Raw genomic sequence first — 16,079 nt, 5'->3', positions numbered from 1 at the left:
ATCCTTGTGGGCATGCAATCCGTGAACGTGTCGCTCCCCTCCAGCACCGGTACCGCGATGGCCGGAACCATCGATTTCCCAGACTCCCCTCCGCAAGCCTTCGCCATCTTTGCGCACTGCTTTGCCGGCTCGCGCCATACCCCCGGCGCTGCCCGCGTGAGCAAGCAGCTGACAAACTTTGGCATCGCCACCCTGCGCTTCGACTTCCCAGGCTTGGGACAGTCCGAGGGAAATTTCGCTGATACCTGTTTCAGCCAAAACGTTGCAGACATCCAGGCCGCCGCCGAGTGGCTGGCCCAGAACTACTCCGCACCGCAGCTCCTCATGGGGCACTCGCTGGGCGGCGCCGCTGCCCTCGCGGCGGCCAACGGCATTCGTTCCCTTAAGGCCGTCGCCACCATCGGTGCTCCTTTCGATCCCGCACATTCAGTGCTGCATTACGCCGACAAGATTGGCGAGGTCGACGCCAATGGCGAGGTAGAGGTCACCTTGGGCGGCCGCGCGCTAACCATTTCGCGCCTTTTCCTCGAAGACCTTGCTGATACCAACCCGGAGGAGTACCTTCCGCGCCTACGCAAGCCCCTGATGGTGCTGCACTCCCCCATTGATCAGACCGTTGGCATCGACAATGCGCAGAACATTTTCCGCACCACGCGCTACCCCAAGTCCTTGGTCGCCTTGGATAAGGCTGATCACCTCGTCACCAAGCAAGGCGCCGCCGCACGCGCTGCCGACCTGATTGGCCCGTGGGCGGAGCAGTTCATCGTTCCGGAGAACCTTCCCGCGCCGGTCGCAGATGACTCCGCGGTGGCAATCCCAGCTGTGGGCACGAGGATGGGCGTCGTAGTACGCCACAACGACCGTTCTGTGACCGCTGACCGCACGAAGAAAAGCGGCGGCAAGGGCCAAGGTTTTACCGCTGAAGGCCTCCTCATGTCTGCACTGGCTGTGGCAAGCACCCAGGCCATCAAGGCAGCGGGCAAGGCACAGAAGATCGACGCGAAGGCTCTCGAAGCTGTGTCCGTCAGCATTACCCAAGAGTCCGAATCCCGATTTACACGTACGGTGACACTTCCTGCCTCCCTTAGCGCGGATCAACAACGCGCGCTTGGCGACGCCTCCGCATCCACCACCATCGACTCCCTCCTCGCCGTCGAGGTGACCACCACCGTGACAACCGCGGCACAATAGATTCACATGATTGTTCTCAACCCTCTTGATCCGGCTGCCCGCTGCCCCTGCGGATCCGGCTTGACGTTTGGCGAGTGCTGCTCGCGCTACCACGCCGGCACGCCCGCCCCCTCGGCCGAGGCGCTGATGCGCTCGCGGTTCAGTGCTTTCGTCACCGGCGACGAGGACTATTTGCTCCGGACCTGGGCCCCAGAGACCCGCCCTGAGCGCCTCAACCTCGCAGATAACGGCATCCGCTTTTACCGCCTCGATATTATCGATACCGTCGCCGGCGGCCCCTTGGACGATACCGGCGTCGTTGAGTTCGAGGCCTTCTATAAGGGCGCCGCACAAGGCTCTCAGCGGGAACGCTCCTCTTTCCGCAGACAAGACGGGCAGTGGGTCTACTCCACCGGCGAGTTCTAGAGCCTTCAAAACGCGCATCAACCTGGGATTTGTCGAAGCGAATACCGCTGGTGTAATCTGTAGCAGTTGCACCAAATGGTGCGACGGCGGACTATGGCGCAGTTTGGTAGCGCACTACACTGGGGGTGTAGGGGTCGCAGGTTCAAATCCTGTTAGTCCGACAGCATCCAGGCTGGTCAGAGTTTTTCTGACCAGCCTTTCTTTTTCGCCCAGTTTATTGGCGGCGCTGTTTAGCGGATCTACTTCTCTTGGCTAAGGACGTGGCCCAGGGCGTCGATAAGCGTGCGGCGAGAATCCGGAGATTGTTCATTGAGAAAGGCCTGCCATTCCCCGCTCGGCGCTAATGCTGCAAGCAGCAAACACAACTGAGCGCCGGCCTCATATGGCAATCGATTGCGCAGAAAGTCATTGTCGATCTGCCCGGACTCTAGGAACGGAACAACGTCCGTAAAACGCGCTTCCTTAGTATTGTCGAAGTACATGGGGCCAAAGTCATACCCCACCACACGTGAGGCCATTATCCCGAGGTAGGTAGCCGTGCCTTCCACGGTTTCCATCCAGTGTTCTTGGCTGACGTAGTCAGGATCTGCAGCTAGGCGTTCCTTTTCCAGAGCGAGCAATTCTGTGGCCAGTTCTCTCAGCCGAGCTTGGTCTGCACCCGCGTCGCGGACTGAATCGAGCAGCCGCATTCTCTCGTCGAGCAGCTCCACCCCATGCGGGGAGAGCTCGCCGAAGACACGCGAGTCCAAAGCCCACCGAGCTTGACCGTAGAAGTGGAAGGACTCATGCGCGAAGAAGGTAATGAAATGCTCTGAGGAGAATTGCTTGTCGAAATGATCCTCGCCGAATTTGAGGTAGTAGACATCGCTCCCCTGGACCGTCGTGGTCTCGCCCACCGTGTTGAAGTTGCCGCCGGCAATCTTAATCGGCCACAGCCTCGGGTAGATCCGGTCCAACCGATAGACCTCGAGGCCGGCGGGGTTATCGCCCATGTCTACAGGAGCAGCGAAGGGCGAAGAGACTTCTTGGGAGGGGTTGATCAGGTACGAAAAGTGGGTCTTCCTGCTGATTAGCAGCGTGGGGTGCTCGGTCGCAGCCGCATTGAGCCAGGCCGCAGAATCTGGAGCATCCTCTACGGCAGCGGCGTATTCCGAGTACTCCTCTAAGGCGCACCGATCAATCGGGTCCAGCTCTCCCGCGGATATCCCTGCGGTATTACGCGCCACGTGTACGCTGCCGGCGATGATCACGACGACGAGCAGGATTACGCCGATTGCCCACCACCGGCGCGGCCGCCTCCGCGAGTGCTTCATAGTTGCGAGCTGAGCTGATTTGCCCACCTACTTCACCTCCAATGGGTCGGCGGCACCGCGAACGGCGTGGCGCATGAAAGAGAAATTAGTGCTTAAAGAACTGTTCCAGTCACACTTGCCACTCTATAGTCCGGTGTTAACGACCTTCTCAGCTCCTAGAACCGCCACAGAAATGGTGCGCTTATTGCGAGAAGCCATCTGGTCAACACCGCTGTGTTCATTGTGCCATCCCGACGGGAGGGTAAACGCCATCACGGGCAGCTCTGAAATGCGCACTCACGCTGCTATAAACAGCGAGCTTTGACCCAATACTGCGCTTGCCTACCCTTCAATCGCTCATGCAAACAGCCCCACTGCGGATGCAATGGGGCTGTTCTGTAGTGCTCTGCCTGAGATTTCTCTGCTCAGGCTGGAACTACGAGTTGGTCTTAGCGGTTAGCGCGCCACGGAATGCCTTCCTTGGGCAGGTAGCCCAGCAGGTAGAGGTAATCAACAGCGCCGAAGATGGAAACGATTAGACCGCCACCGAGAATCGCTCCAAGGAATGAGTAACCAACAGCGGAGGACATATCAGCGTCTTCGCCATCTTTACCATCTTTGCCGTCGACGCCATCGCGGCCGTTGATGCCATCCTTGCCGTCACGCCCATCGCGGCCGTCGCGACCATCCTTGCCGTCGGCGCCGTCCTTGCCGTCACGCCCATCGCGGCCGTCGCGACCGTCACGGCCATCCTTGCCGTCGGCGCCGTCCTTGCCCTCGCGGCCAGGCTCCCCGTCTTCACCGCTATTATCCTCATCATCGGAATCTACAGGGGCCGAGGTAGTGGAAGCAGGCTCGGATTCCTGCGTCGGATCCTCAGGTTCGGCCGCCTCGGACTCAGTAGATTCAGGCGCAGTCGACTCTGCGGACTCAGAAGCCTCATCTGATGCGGAGGGTTCACTCGACTCGGAAGGCTCAGTGGACTCGGAGGGCTTCTCGGAATCAGAAGGCTCGGCGGACTCGGAAGGCTCAGAGGACTCGGTTGTCGAGGTGGAATCCGGCGCTTCGTCGCTGACCTGCTTGCCATTGAGCATGTCCGCACACTTCTGTCCAGCCGGTGCGTTAACCTCGGCCAACGCAGAAGCCGCGGTCGAGATACCAGACAGGGTGGACTCAATTTCCTTGCGCTGAGTATCGCTCAGCTTCAAGTCCTTAGCGGCACTAGCGCCCGGGAAAAGGCCAGCAATCGTAACGGCGGCATTAAAAACCTTCAATACGGTAGCGACTCCAGTACCGAAAGCACCATCAGCAAACTTGATGAGCCCAGAGACGGTCTTCTTCGCCGCATCCGGGTTCTTCAAATCGACATCAGCATCGGAGTTCTCGATCTTTGCGATAGCCATGCCCTGCGCACGTGCGAGGTCCCACGTGACATCCTTGTCTTTCTCGCCTTCACGGACCATTTCAGTGATCCGCTCCCACGAGCTTGCGCCAATCTTCTTGATGAAGTCCGACGGGACGAGATCGCCGACAACAGGAATAACTTCCCATACGGTCTGCAGCAGCTTGTTGCCGCCATCATAGAATGCACGAGCTAGGTCGAGCTTGCGCTCAAGAATCTCGCCTTCCTTACCAGGAGCATCAGAAATCTCACAGACCAGCTTGCCGTCCTTCTCGACGACCTTGATCGAAGCGTCAGCCGTCGATGCTTCAGTGCTCTTCAGCTCATCAAGCGTCGTCGGTTTGCTGTTTTCCGCGTCATAAAAGCTGATGTCGTTGTTGCGAGAGTCACGGTCAAGCTCTTCAATCGCGTTATCACCAGCGTTGTCTTCGTCAACCAGGTCGCCGTCTTCGTCGAAGGCAGTGCCGTTGACATCAAGAGTGCCAGTGCCATTCTCCTCGTGAACGAAGGAAGATTCTGCCGGTTCCTCTACCGCAATTGCCTGAGGAGCGACGATCACGGAAGAAAAGGTAGCCACTGCCGCTACAGTGGCGACAATGCGAGAGCGAGTAGGGCGCATAGTTAGTCTTTCTTAAACTGAAGTGAAAACCCGATTAGCCTTATAAGGCTTGCAATTAAGGTTCGGACGTGGCCACCATACAACCCGCAGAGTATATTTTCTACACTTGAGTAACTACTTGCTACCCCCATTCAGAGACACCGGCCATCGACATCTTTGCAGTTCACGCCGTAAACATTAGTCGATTCAGACCGATTTCTACCCCCTTCACGCAATGAATGCGCCCAGCCAAAGCCCACATCCACACCACCCCGACAAGGTGCAGCCAACCTCAGATATTGACAAAAGAATCCCCACTTTCACTCTAAGAAAGTGGGGAGAAATATGATGCGAATCACTCTCAGTTGAGCATCCCGCACGCTCATTTCACTGAACTAGCCTGCCATGCCATTGAGGCTTCGCATGATGCCACCGAGTTCGATATCCATATATTGAGTCAGAATTTCAAAAATAAAATCGGAATTATACCCACGCAATGGCCCGTTGGTGCTCAGCATGGCAAGACCGTGGGCGCCAGCCCACACTGAAATCACTAATATGAAAAGAACCCATGGAGTGCGCGGCCCGTCCACCTCATCGATAGCCTCGCGTACGAGAGACATAATGAACCCAAAGGCTCGGCCGAACTCGCTGAAATCACGTTGAAGCTCGACCGCTTTATTCGCGTTTGGCAGGAAGTCATCCTCGAATGACATGGGCACAATCGGGCCGGATGCGATCTTAATGAGCGCCTCAAGTCCTTGCGGGTCATGCAAAGCATGTGAGACATATCCATAGCCCGTAGCTTTGATCTTCGACACTGCGCTAGCGTCCTGCGGCAACGCGGCTACCTGACGGTAAATGAACTCGTAGTTGATTTTGTCCAAATAGCGCTCCAGGAAACTTGCCAGCTCTTGGTCGCTTTCAATAAGGTGTTCAGCCTCTTGGACGCTAAGCCCTGCTCGTTTTGCGGCGCCACCGATATGCAAGCCAGTCACGCCGTGGTCGAGAGCCTCCTCCACGGCACCTCGGAGCAGAGCTGTTCGCTGCTCATCCTCTGTGCTTCGTGGAAAGTCTTCTGCACTGATTAGGAGTGTTTCAGGCTGCTCCCCTGCCAGGCCGCAAGGTTCGGCGCGCTTGATACGCTCGCCCCTAAAGAAGGGATAAAGACCAACGCTCAGCGTATCCATGACAGCACTAAAGGTTTGCTTTTTCGCCACTGGCGAGAGGTAGCGCAGAATCCCTTCGGCTGCAAGCTGTGTAACGCCGTGTAGGTGGGAGAATATCGACAGAGCAGAGAGCAGCGTCCCATAGGCATCGAGCTCCGTGCCGCCAGATTCTTTAATAGCGTCTTTAGTCAGGTCAAAAAGAATACGCATAATGGGGCAGGTGTCAGCCTCTCCATCACGGCTAGCAAAGTCCTCAGCCGTCAATCCCGTGCGGGGAGAAGCGTAGACAGCAGTAAAAGCCGCAAAAGAGGATGGGTCCTCGACCGCAAAAGAAAAGTAGGACAGCGCGGTAGCACGAAGCTTATCTACCGCGGTCGCATTTTCGGGCAACCCTTGTAGGTGCACATCAATAGTTGACGTCAGTGCATCATTGAGAGAGTGCTTAGTTGCCTCGACGAGTTCCGCTTCGGAAGCAAAAAGTGCCTGAGCTTCCGCAAGAGGCACATCAACCTGGTCAGCAACCTCCCGAAGGCGCACTTCATCGATGCCCGCCTTAGCAATGACCCGGCCAGCTTGCTCAATCAGAAGCTGCTTAAAGGGCTGGCTACTTTGTTCCACACCTACTGAAGTATTCACAGTGTTCAGCCTACCTAGGAAATGACCGATTTTATATTCATAAACACAACATAGGAGGATTTAAAGGTTTCTCTCAGATTCCTTTTCTCTATCAACTCGCCCATATTATGTCCCAGCCAAAGCCAACATATACATTGCTACAAAACTTATACAGTCCTGCCCACATCGTGGACAGGACTTATAGAGCGCGCCTAGCGTGGCATTTCAGAGGCAGTGGGCTCTTATTCCTGCAACGTCAGGGTGCTAGGCACACTGCTTCCGCCCTCAATTTTTAGGACTTAAGCGCCCTCGTTACCGATACGATCATCGAGCTGGTCGCGAGCAGAGTCAATCTTATCGGCCTTATCTTCGCCGAGCTTACCCTTAGCAAGATCAGCACCCTTGTCCAGTGCGCTGTCCGAAACCTGCTCGCCCTTATCGGAGTTCAGCGCGTCCTTTGCCTTGTCAAAAATACCCATTCCTACAATCCTTTCGTTGCTTTTACTGTTTCTAACCGTGCTAGCTACCAACGTGTCAATACGCCTGCGGCTACAACCGATCAGTAGGCGTGAACCCCATCGATCGGCTCCGCACACTACGAACAAGTGCACTATCGACCGCGGCATTCACGTTGCGAGCCATCACGAGACTCCACCGTACCGACGCACCAGAGTCTTCGCCACACGAGTTATTAATCACCCTAGTTATGAGACGTACCGTTCCCACACAAAGCAGCACTCTAAGAATTCTCAGGGTCGGCGCATCCGTTTACCCCCTCCACCTACCCCTTTTCGTTCAACAACTTGCTAAAAGCAGGCGCGCCTTCGTTGGCATTGCTGTGCACTCTAGGACACACTTCTTTGGCTGCGCTCCGCGCTCAGTTCTTTGCGCAATAATTAACGCACATGCCCTCGTCCGTAGATCAATCGCCAAAGTACAAACCTGCCCACAATGCCTTCCCCTCATTCTGAGCCAACTCCCCGACCCGCTACACAACCTGATTCTTCGACGCCCTCTCGTGGGTTAGAAATACCCACAAGCGATGACTCAGCCTTTGGCTTAGTGTGGCCGGGAAAGAATGCTGCCGCTGCGCTTGCTGCCTCTCAAGCTGCGGGGAGGCACACGTTGATAAGCGGCTCGGATTCCACCACCAATTCAGTCACCGTGGCCGATAATCTATCCGCGCTCAAGAGCTTTGTTGCCCGCGGTATGAAAGCCGACGTCATCTATATCGACCCGCCGTATAACACCGGCAAGGATTTTGTTTATCGCGACAACTTCCGCCAACGGCGAGAAATGCGCTCAGAGCACTTTGGTCAATGGCATGCCGAATGGCTTTCTATGATGCTTCCACGACTGATCCTTGCGCGTGAAGTACTCGCAGACACAGGATTCATCGTGGTTTCGATCGGCGAATCAGAGTGTGCCCATGTACGCCTCCTCCTCAACGAGGTTTTCGGCGAGGATTGCTTTGCAAGCCAGCTCATTTGGAAAAAAGGCGGTACTGGAAAGAATGATTCAAGATATGCCGTCCAAGAGCACGAATATGTCCTTTGCTACGCCAAATCTCCGGAAAACTCCGGGTTCAATGTTGATCTAGGGGCGCAGACATCGACCCGCTACAACCATCGCGATGAGAAGGGTAACTATTCCCTCGTTCGCCTAGATTCCAAGACCTTGGGTTATCTACCAAGCCTCGACTTTCCCATCGTCGGTCCGAATGGTGATAAATACTGGCCTCATCAACCCGACGGGAAGTCGAAGGTCGCGCGCTGGCGTTGGGGGCGGGACAAAGTTGATAAGCACTATGACGACCTGGTTTTCAGACGCGGCTTTGTCTATACCAAGAACTATGAAAAGAAGGGTGCGCGCCCACGCTCCATACTGGACGGGGAACGATTCGGTGTAACCCGTACAGGCCGTCGTGACGCTGAAGAGGCACTCGGTGTTAAAGGCGTATTCGATTTTCCCAAACCAGTGCGGCTTATCAAGCACCTCATCGCAATCGCCGGCGGCCCCAACGCGGTAGTCCTCGACTTTTTTGCTGGCTCTGGCACCACCGCGCAGGCCGTCGTCGAGCTCAATCGCGAGGATGGCGGCCAGCGCTCCTTTCACCTCGTACAGATTCCGGCCCCCACGGAAACCACCAGTGCCGCGCACCAAGCTGGGTATGAAACGGTGGCAGACATCTGCTTAGCGCGGGTTCGCTCCCTCGGCATCCCCTTTAATCACTACACGCTCAGCGAGTAGTCCACGAAGGAATCAATCCTAGGCCACTCCGTGTTCCTCGGTGTCTGCAGGCCGGCCGGGGATACCGAAGAAGTCTAGTACCGCGTCGGTGGCAAAACCTTTACCCACCTCAGTTTTCGTAGCGTTGTTTCCACCAGGCCAAACGTGGGATCCGCCTTCGATGCGAATGTGCTGCAGCGGTGCTTGGCAGGCAGTCCATGTCTCTCTGGTGGCACCGTTTGTGAGACGTACGGACTCGACGTCGCCACGACACTTGTTACGACGCTGATGCTGCCCGAGCACTTCTGCGACCGAAGCATAAGCAGTCTCGTGCCGCACGCCGCCCTCATAGTTGACAACGGGGTCTTTTGTACCGTGAATATCCAAACGGCCAACAGGCTTGTCTGAGCAATCCGTATGGATGCCTTCGTAATAAGCCGCCGATACAGTAGCTACCGAGCGAAACGTCCCCGGCATACGGCAGGCTAAGAATGCCGCGAATCCTCCTCCATTGGACAGGCCCGCAGCGAAGATAGCGTTATCGTCTACCTCATAGGTAGCGCGCAGGCTGTCCACGATTGCTCGCACGAATTCTAGGTCTTCTTCCGCGCTGGTAGCAGCATAAGGCGCCGGAGCCCACGCCGCATTTTCCCCTGCAGGGTAGGCGACTATGGCGTCAGCCGCATCAAACTGGCTGTATTGCTCCATGTTTTCCGGAGAATCTGTATAACCGTGGAAGGACAACAGGACCGGCCAGGATCGATCTGCAGTGTAGTTTTCGGGCACGTGGAGGAGAAAACTACGTCCAGAGGCCAACTTCATTTTTTTCGTGTGCCCGGGGTCGGGGCCAACGAGCATAGGGGCGACGGGGAAACCGAGGTCACTTGTCCACTCTGCTGTTGATGGAGAAGTAGTCGTGTCTTCTTCAGGCGAGCTGCACGAGACCAGCGCCATGACGCAAGCTGCGGTTGACATGATCCCAGCCAGCGTGCGCGAACACCGCAGCCATGCTGCGGAATCTTCACTCATCATTTGCCTCGCCACGCTCGCCCTCGGGAAAATATCCTCGTCCACCTTAAAACATCCCACCGACATCCACGAACCTGCAGCACCACGGTAGATTTAGGAGCATCATGAGCCCAACTCCTTCCGAATCAACTGATTCCCCCAGCGTCTCATCCCCTTTCCCGGTCCCCGAGCATTACCCCAGCTATCGCCCGGCTTCGGGGAAAGAGGCACCGAGCTTCAGCACAGCTCAGCAGCGTCTTCGTTCTGCCCAATCATTCAGCCACGGTGCTGACGCCTATCATGACGTGCGTCCTGGCTATCCGCAGGAGGTATCACGGCTCATTGCCTCCGCGCGGACTGTCCTCGATGTTGGCGCAGGCACCGGAAAGCTCACTGAATCACTAAGCAACCCCGTTGTCTACGCCAGCGATCCATCCCCTGACATGACCCGAGTCCTAAACCGCCTCGGGGTGCCGTGCTGGCGTGCAACTGCCGAGAACACTGCGCTTGCAGACGCCTCCCTCGACGCCCTCACCTGCGCGCAGACCTGGCATTGGGTTGACGTCCAACGAGCCTGTGCAGAATTTGACCGGGTTCTCCGCCCCAACGGAAAAGTCCTCTTGGTGTGGAACACTCTGGACGTCAATGCGGACCCGTGGGTCCTGCGTCTTTCCCGCATCATGCATTCCGGAGATGTCCACCGTCCCGGTTTCTATCCCGCTTTTTGTGAACCATGGACGCTTCGCCAAGAGCTCCGCTTGACGTGGGAACACGAGCTGAGCCCCGAAGGCCTTCATGCTCTCATGCATACTCGCTCATATTGGCTTCGCAATGGCCAAAAGATCCATGAACGCATGACACATAACCTCAACTGGTACCTCTACGAACACATGGGCTTTCGCCCCGGCCAAGTCCTTCGCATTCCTTATCGGACGGATGCGTTCTTATTGGCCCGCGCTGGCGAGTAGCCAGCCCGCCCCAACCATGACAACTGTCACGTCTAATTGGTGACACCACGTCTACGCTGCACATATCTGCCCACCATAGCGTGAAGATATGAGCACAACACGCACTCTCTTACCAGTCATTGACGTCAATGGCGTCAGCAAGGTTTTTAATGCGGCCTCGCCCAATCCAGTACAAGCGCTTCACGACGTCTCCCTTTCCATTCATCGGGGCGAGATCGTTGGCCTACTGGGAACTAACGGCGCCGGGAAAACGACGCTTATTGATCTCATCCTGGGCCTGACAACACCGACTTCCGGCACTATCCAGGTGCTCGCAGAAAGCCCACAGACCGCTATTAAAAGCGGACGCATAGGAGCCGTCATGCAATCCGGCGGGCTTCTTCCTAACATCACCGTCAAGGAAACCCTCGAGCTCCTCGGCGCGGCCTTCCCATCTCACCGTGCGTTTGACGACATCATCGAGCGCGCAAATCTAGGAGATATCCTGTCGCGCCGCGTGAGCAAATGCTCCGGTGGTGAGCAACAACGCCTCCGCTTCGGACTGGCCCTCTTAGGAGATCCGGAAGTGCTGCTTCTCGACGAGCCAACTACTGGCATGGACGCCGGTGCCCGACATCACTTCTGGGAAACTATGCGCGAAGAGGCAGATGCCGGCCGAACCATCGTGCTCACCACCCATTACCTTGAAGAAGCCGAGACCTTTGCCCAGCGCATCATCATGCTCAACAAGGGCCACATTCAAGCCGATGGCTCGACAGAAGAGATCCGCAACTCCAACTCCACCCGTGTCATCCGGGCCGCCTTTCCCTGCGAGGTCCCACATGCGCTTACGGCCAACCTACTTCCCGGAGTTATCCACCAAGAGCAAACAGACACGGGGCTGGTCATCACTGCTCGAGACTCTGATGCGGTGGCACGCTACCTGCTTAACGAAACCACTGCTCGCGACATCACTATCACAGGACACAGCTTGGAGGATTCCTTCCTCGAGCTCTACAACGCTACATCCAGTAACACCACGCGATAAGGAGATTTCACATGAGCCCCCACACCGCTGCGCACCCCACTCTTCGCACCACCCTGAACTACGCTGCCCACGACCTAAAGCGGCTACGTCGCGACCTGCCCACGCTCTTTTTCAGCGTTGGTCTTCCAATCATCTTCTATATTCTCTTCGGCGCCATGCAAGAATACGGCCAAGTCGAGTTTAACGGCGGAAATGTTGCTGCCATGGTGATGATCGGCATGGCTCTCTATGCCGGTGCTACAGGTGCTGTTGGCGCCGCCGGCTCCATGGTTGCAGAAAACCGTGCAGGATGGGGCCGACAATTGGCACTCACTCCCCTACGCTCTTCCCAGCTAGGGATTTCCAATTTCCTCAATATCGCGGTCCGCGCAATCTTACCGATCGCCGCTGTCTTCATTACCGGTGCACTCACCGCAGCAAGCATGCAACCGACCCAGTGGGCATTAGCATTTCTTGCTACCGTCGCCTGCGCTATCCCCTTCGGCTTCTACGGCATGGCCTGTGCCATGCTCTTTCCCTCAGAAAACACCGTCTCTATCACAACATCCACTATCGTCATTCTCGCCTTCGCCGGAAATGTCTTCATGCCGCTAAAGGAATCGCTACTCGCGGTCGGACGATTCACTCCGATGTACGGCGCACAGGCTCTTTCTCGTGGGCCTTTGTCTGAAGGCGCCCAAATGATCAATAGCGAGCAGCTCTTTATTGAAGACCCGCTATGGTACGCATGGGTTAATATCGCTGTATGGACAATGGTTTTCGTCGGGTTGTGTCTGATTCTTCACAAGCGCGACAAGAACCGAGCATGATGAGTAGCTTCAAGGTTCGCAATGCCGCTTTCGCAGCTATTTGGTTGATCTTTCTCCTGCTTGTCCTTCTCCAAGTTTTGTTCCTTCCCACTTATACGCCTGCTCAGCGGACCTGGGCTGTGGCCATCACTGTGTTTTTCTGTGTGGCCTACTTTCTCTCCTTTGGTTCTGTCGACTTCTTTCCGCGCGGCTGGACCTTGGGTCAACGCGTAACCCTTCGGTGGGTTATCCTCGCGCTACTCGCCCTAGCATCTATTCCGGGATATGGTGCCTGGGCTGTCGCCTTCGTCCCATATCTCGGAGCGCTCGTAGCCTATACACAACCGTTCAGGACTGCCGCGACGGTTATTATGCTCACCGGCATACTTGCTGGTATCCCCGCATGGATTTACGAGAATCCTCGCTTTATGGACCTTGCGATCATCCTCTTCGGCTGGCCGCTTCTCATCTTGGTCCTCGGAGCATTGTCCCAGAGAGAGGACACTGAGATAGCTCTTCGCCATGATTTAGATCTGGCGCATCAACGCGAGGATATTGCCTCTGATATCCATGACCTTCTCGGCCACTCGCTTACTGCTATCAACCTCAAATCCGAAGTAGCCCGTCGGCTAATCGAACACGACCCCGCCAAGGCAGCTGCCGAGCTCGAGGAGATTAGCGCCCTGTCAAGGATGTCACTCGCCGAAGTCCGCTCGACTGTTACCCGCATGAAGAACCCTACCTTTGCCGGCGAGATCCACGCCGCGCGCCGGATCCTCGAAACCGCCGGAATACAAACTCACCTTCCGGATACCCTCACGCGCCCCCAGTCTCATGAAGATCTGTTCTCCTGGGCGTTGCGGGAGCTTAGCACCAACGTCGTGCGGCATTCTGGAGCTACTGAATGCTGGGTACTACTCACGGAGAACTCCCTCAAGGTTACGGACAACGGCTGCGGCTTCACAGAAGACGCTTCGCGTGCACTTGCCTCCGGTCTCACGGGCCTCGCAGGTCTTCGCCGCCGGGCAGAAGCCGCCGGCGGTGAGGTCACAATCGAGCGCGCCGGCGGTTTGACCACAGTCCGCGTGACGCTCAAAGGCCCTGATACGCAGGAGGTTAAGTAGCTTTGACGAACGCCATCCGGGTGCTCATTGCCGAGGACCAGTCTCTAGTTCGCGGCGCGCTGACCGCGCTCCTTAATACCGAGCCGGACATTGAAGTCGTTGCAGGCTGTGGCTCTGGGACAGAGGTCGCGGAGCTCGTCGCCAAGCACAGCGTTGACGTGGCTTTACTCGATATTGAGATGCCTGGCATGAACGGCATCGATGCTGCCAAGAGTATCGCCGGCACTGACTGCCGGAGCCTTATCGTCACCACATTTGGACGGTCCGGTTACGTCAAACGCGCTCTCGAAGCAGGTATAGATGGCTTTCTCGTCAAAGACACCCCTCCCGATGAACTCGCTGATGCCATCCGCCGTGTCCATTCGGGTTTGCGCGTTATCGATCCGCAGCTTGCTCAGGACATTCTCTTCGCCCCCGACAACCCACTGAGCGAACGAGAAATCGAGGTATGCCGCCTGTTAGTCCGTGGACTCGGCTCCGCTGATATCGCTGCGCAACTTCACCTCAGCGGCGGGACCGTGCGCAACCACGTCTCCGCCATCATGGCGAAGACGCGGGCTGGAAATCGCTTCGAGGCTGCACGGCGAGCCGAAGCAAACGGGTGGATTTGAGGCCTCTCCGTGGTCCCGCCTTCAGCCCGCTAGCGGAGCTATCGGCGTTGACGGCGCTCGCGCACGCGCACCGCGATGCGCACGGGCGAGCCGTGGAAACCGAAACGCTCACGGAATTTACGCTCTAGGTAGCGACGATAGCCAGCGTCCAAAAAGCCGGTTGTAAACAGCACGATGGTCGGTGGTTGCGTCGACGCCTCAGTGGCAAAGAGCACTCGCGGCAGGCGGTTATTATTCATCGGCGGTGGGTTCGCGGCAATTGCGTCACGCATCCAATTGTTGAGCTGACCGGTGGACACGCGCTGATCCCAGCTTTCTAGGGCCTCGATCATGGCAGGCTCAAGCTTTTGCAAGGCGCGCCCGGTCTCAGCAGAGATATTCACGCGGGTCACCCACGGCAGATGCCGCAGGTTCTCATCAATTTCGCGCTCTAGGTAGTAGCGACGATCCTCATCCACAAGATCCCACTTGTTAAAGGCAATAACCAAGGCCTTTCCGGCCTCAAGAATCATGTTGAGGACGCGTTGGTCTTGCTCCGAGACTTCTTGGGAAGCGTCGATAAGCATGACGCACACCTCGGCCGCATCAATCACGCCGCGCGTGCGCAAGGAGGCGTAGTACTCGTGGCCCTGCGCGTTTTTAACCTTCTTGCGCAGACCTGCGGTATCAATGAACTTCCACAAACGCTGGTCCAGCTGCACCAGGGAATCAACTGGGTCGACCGTGGTGCCTGCAGCATTGTCTACCACCGAGCGCTCCTCCGCCGTCAGCTTGTTCAGCAAGGAGGACTTGCCCACGTTCGGCTTGCCCACCAACGCCACGCGGCGAGGACCGGAGGTAATCGAGGAATGACGCGGTTCCGCAGGGAACAAACGGAGGATCTCATCGAGGACGTCGGCACCGCCCCGACCATGCTGAGCGGATACTGGCCACGGATCACCCAAACCAAGCGCGTAGAACTCGGCCATGTCTGCATACATGGTTTCCGAATCAAACTTGTTGGATACCAGGATGACTGGGACCTCGGAGCGCTGCAATTTGCGGGCCATAACCGCATCGGTCTCAGTGATGCCCACCTTGGTGTCCACCACGAATACGATGACGTCGGCAGTTTCCATCGCCTGCTCTGCCTGGCGGGCGATAGCAGCATGGATTCCCTTGACGTTCGGGTCCCAACCTCCGGTGTCCTGAACAAAGAAGCGCTGGCCATTCCATTCCGCTACATAGGACACGCGGTCACGGGTCACGCCCGGGTGGTCCTCTACAACAGCTTCACGGCGCCCAAGGAAGCGATTCACCAGAGAAGACTTGCCCACGTTCGGGCGGCCCACTACGGCCACCGTGCACAAGTTTTCCTCCGTATGGCCCTCACCGACACCAAAGGCGTGGGATAGGGCTTCCCATTCTTCCTCGCTCAGCGGAGCCTCATCGTCGAAATCGGTCTCATCCTCACCAAAATCGGCCTCGCTGAATTCAGACTCGTCGAATTCATAGTCAAAGTCTTCAGAGTCGAAATCCTTCGGAGCCCAGCCGCCGTGCGGATCGCGTACGACCTCTTCTTCAAGTTTTCCGGCCGGATAGTGAAATTCCGTCTCAAAGTCTTCCGGCTGCTGCGCCGGATCTACATCCGGATTCTGCGGTTCATTAGTCAT

Annotated in this window: 15 protein-coding genes and 1 tRNA gene; 10 read left to right on the top strand and 6 right to left on the bottom strand. The window is 56.8% G+C overall.

From position 1 onward, the window contains the following. Positions 1–12 precede the first annotated feature (12 nt). The 3 genes from QP999_RS08190 to QP999_RS08180 all read left to right on the top strand — a co-directional run bounded on the left by QP999_RS08190 (position 13) and on the right by QP999_RS08180 (position 1,757). On the top strand, positions 13–1,191 hold the full coding sequence (locus QP999_RS08190; RefSeq protein WP_284848055.1) for a bifunctional alpha/beta hydrolase/OsmC family protein: 1,179 nt from the start codon (positions 13–15) through the stop codon (positions 1,189–1,191). A gap of 6 nt (positions 1,192–1,197) precedes the next feature. Further along, positions 1,198–1,596, top strand: a complete 399-nt coding sequence (locus QP999_RS08185; protein ID WP_284848054.1) for a YchJ family protein — start codon at positions 1,198–1,200, stop codon at positions 1,594–1,596. Positions 1,597–1,683: 87 nt separating this feature from the next. After that, positions 1,684–1,757, top strand: a tRNA-Pro gene (locus QP999_RS08180). Positions 1,758–1,835: 78 nt separating this feature from the next. Here QP999_RS08180 and QP999_RS08175 read toward each other — a convergent pair. The 4 genes from QP999_RS08175 to QP999_RS08160 all read right to left on the bottom strand — a co-directional run bounded on the left by QP999_RS08175 (position 1,836) and on the right by QP999_RS08160 (position 7,151). Further along, positions 1,836–2,909: a hypothetical protein gene (locus QP999_RS08175; protein WP_284848053.1), complete on the bottom strand. Its 1,074-nt coding sequence runs from the start codon at positions 2,907–2,909 to the stop codon at positions 1,836–1,838. A gap of 428 nt (positions 2,910–3,337) precedes the next feature. Continuing rightward, the gene (locus tag QP999_RS08170) at positions 3,338–4,867 is read right to left on the bottom strand and encodes a prolipoprotein diacylglyceryl transferase (RefSeq protein ID WP_284848052.1); all 1,530 of its coding nucleotides are present in this window, start codon (positions 4,865–4,867) and stop codon (positions 3,338–3,340) included. A gap of 416 nt (positions 4,868–5,283) precedes the next feature. Beyond that, positions 5,284–6,693 (bottom strand): TetR/AcrR family transcriptional regulator, encoded by a 1,410-nt coding sequence (locus QP999_RS08165; RefSeq protein WP_284848051.1) that lies wholly within the window; start codon positions 6,691–6,693, stop codon positions 5,284–5,286. A 278-nt stretch (positions 6,694–6,971) separates the two neighbouring features. Then, entirely contained in the window at positions 6,972–7,151 is a 180-nt protein-coding gene (locus QP999_RS08160) for an antitoxin (protein WP_070524820.1), read from the bottom strand. Between the two features lie 472 nt (positions 7,152–7,623). Here QP999_RS08160 and QP999_RS08155 point away from each other — a divergent pair, with 472 nt between their 5' ends. Then, positions 7,624–8,922: a site-specific DNA-methyltransferase gene (locus QP999_RS08155; protein WP_083299174.1), complete on the top strand. Its 1,299-nt coding sequence runs from the start codon at positions 7,624–7,626 to the stop codon at positions 8,920–8,922. An 18-nt stretch (positions 8,923–8,940) separates the two neighbouring features. On the opposite strand, the gene QP999_RS08150 is transcribed toward QP999_RS08155, so the two are convergent. Next, on the bottom strand, positions 8,941–9,723 hold the full coding sequence (locus tag QP999_RS08150; protein WP_227486307.1) for a CE1 family esterase: 783 nt from the start codon (positions 9,721–9,723) through the stop codon (positions 8,941–8,943). 94 nt (positions 9,724–9,817) lie between these two features. Here QP999_RS08150 and QP999_RS08145 point away from each other — a divergent pair, with 94 nt between their 5' ends. The 6 genes from QP999_RS08145 to QP999_RS08120 all read left to right on the top strand — a co-directional run bounded on the left by QP999_RS08145 (position 9,818) and on the right by QP999_RS08120 (position 14,427). Next, positions 9,818–10,021, top strand: coding sequence for a hypothetical protein (locus QP999_RS08145; RefSeq protein WP_232748500.1), 204 nt, complete (start codon positions 9,818–9,820; stop codon positions 10,019–10,021). A 13-nt stretch (positions 10,022–10,034) separates the two neighbouring features. Then, entirely contained in the window at positions 10,035–10,877 is an 843-nt protein-coding gene (locus tag QP999_RS08140; protein WP_284848050.1) for a class I SAM-dependent methyltransferase, read from the top strand. Positions 10,878–10,965: 88 nt separating this feature from the next. Continuing rightward, a complete protein-coding gene (locus QP999_RS08135; RefSeq protein WP_284848049.1) occupies positions 10,966–11,904 on the top strand; it encodes an ABC transporter ATP-binding protein in 939 nt (312 codons plus the stop codon). Between the two features lie 11 nt (positions 11,905–11,915). Next, on the top strand, positions 11,916–12,713 hold the full coding sequence (locus QP999_RS08130) for an ABC-2 transporter permease (protein WP_070562617.1): 798 nt from the start codon (positions 11,916–11,918) through the stop codon (positions 12,711–12,713). Between the two features lie 407 nt (positions 12,714–13,120). Beyond that, the gene (locus QP999_RS08125) at positions 13,121–13,816 is read left to right on the top strand and encodes a sensor histidine kinase (protein ID WP_246819440.1); all 696 of its coding nucleotides are present in this window, start codon (positions 13,121–13,123) and stop codon (positions 13,814–13,816) included. Positions 13,817–13,818: 2 nt separating this feature from the next. Further along, positions 13,819–14,427: a response regulator transcription factor gene (locus tag QP999_RS08120; protein WP_070562624.1), complete on the top strand. Its 609-nt coding sequence runs from the start codon at positions 13,819–13,821 to the stop codon at positions 14,425–14,427. A 38-nt stretch (positions 14,428–14,465) separates the two neighbouring features. Here QP999_RS08120 and der read toward each other — a convergent pair whose 3' ends face one another. After that, the gene (gene der / locus QP999_RS08115) at positions 14,466–16,079 is read right to left on the bottom strand and encodes a ribosome biogenesis GTPase Der (RefSeq protein WP_284848048.1); all 1,614 of its coding nucleotides are present in this window, start codon (positions 16,077–16,079) and stop codon (positions 14,466–14,468) included.

This window comes from Corynebacterium sp. MSK004 (assembly GCF_030232515.1).
Classification (GTDB): domain Bacteria; phylum Actinomycetota; class Actinomycetes; order Mycobacteriales; family Mycobacteriaceae; genus Corynebacterium; species Corynebacterium hesseae.
The sequence above is the reverse complement of the archived record's forward strand: the minus strand, read 5'-3'. Positions and strand labels throughout refer to the sequence as shown.

Coding starts and splice junctions, on each gene's coding strand:
- QP999_RS08190 (WP_284848055.1), top strand. CDS start 13: ATGCAATCCGTGAACGTGTCGCTCCCCTCCAGCACCGGTACCGCGATG.
- QP999_RS08185 (WP_284848054.1), top strand. CDS start 1,198: ATGATTGTTCTCAACCCTCTTGATCCGGCTGCCCGCTGCCCCTGCGGA.
- QP999_RS08175 (WP_284848053.1), bottom strand. CDS start 2,909: ATGAAGCACTCGCGGAGGCGGCCGCGCCGGTGGTGGGCAATCGGCGTA.
- QP999_RS08160 (WP_070524820.1), bottom strand. CDS start 7,151: ATGGGTATTTTTGACAAGGCAAAGGACGCGCTGAACTCCGATAAGGGC.
- QP999_RS08155 (WP_083299174.1), top strand. CDS start 7,624: ATGCCTTCCCCTCATTCTGAGCCAACTCCCCGACCCGCTACACAACCT.
- QP999_RS08150 (WP_227486307.1), bottom strand. CDS start 9,723: ATGAAGTTGGCCTCTGGACGTAGTTTTCTCCTCCACGTGCCCGAAAAC.
- QP999_RS08140 (WP_284848050.1), top strand. CDS start 10,035: ATGAGCCCAACTCCTTCCGAATCAACTGATTCCCCCAGCGTCTCATCC.
- QP999_RS08135 (WP_284848049.1), top strand. CDS start 10,966: ATGAGCACAACACGCACTCTCTTACCAGTCATTGACGTCAATGGCGTC.
- QP999_RS08130 (WP_070562617.1), top strand. CDS start 11,916: ATGAGCCCCCACACCGCTGCGCACCCCACTCTTCGCACCACCCTGAAC.
- QP999_RS08125 (WP_246819440.1), top strand. CDS start 13,121: ATGGACCTTGCGATCATCCTCTTCGGCTGGCCGCTTCTCATCTTGGTC.
- der (WP_284848048.1), bottom strand. CDS start 16,079: ATGACTAATGAACCGCAGAATCCGGATGTAGATCCGGCGCAGCAGCCG.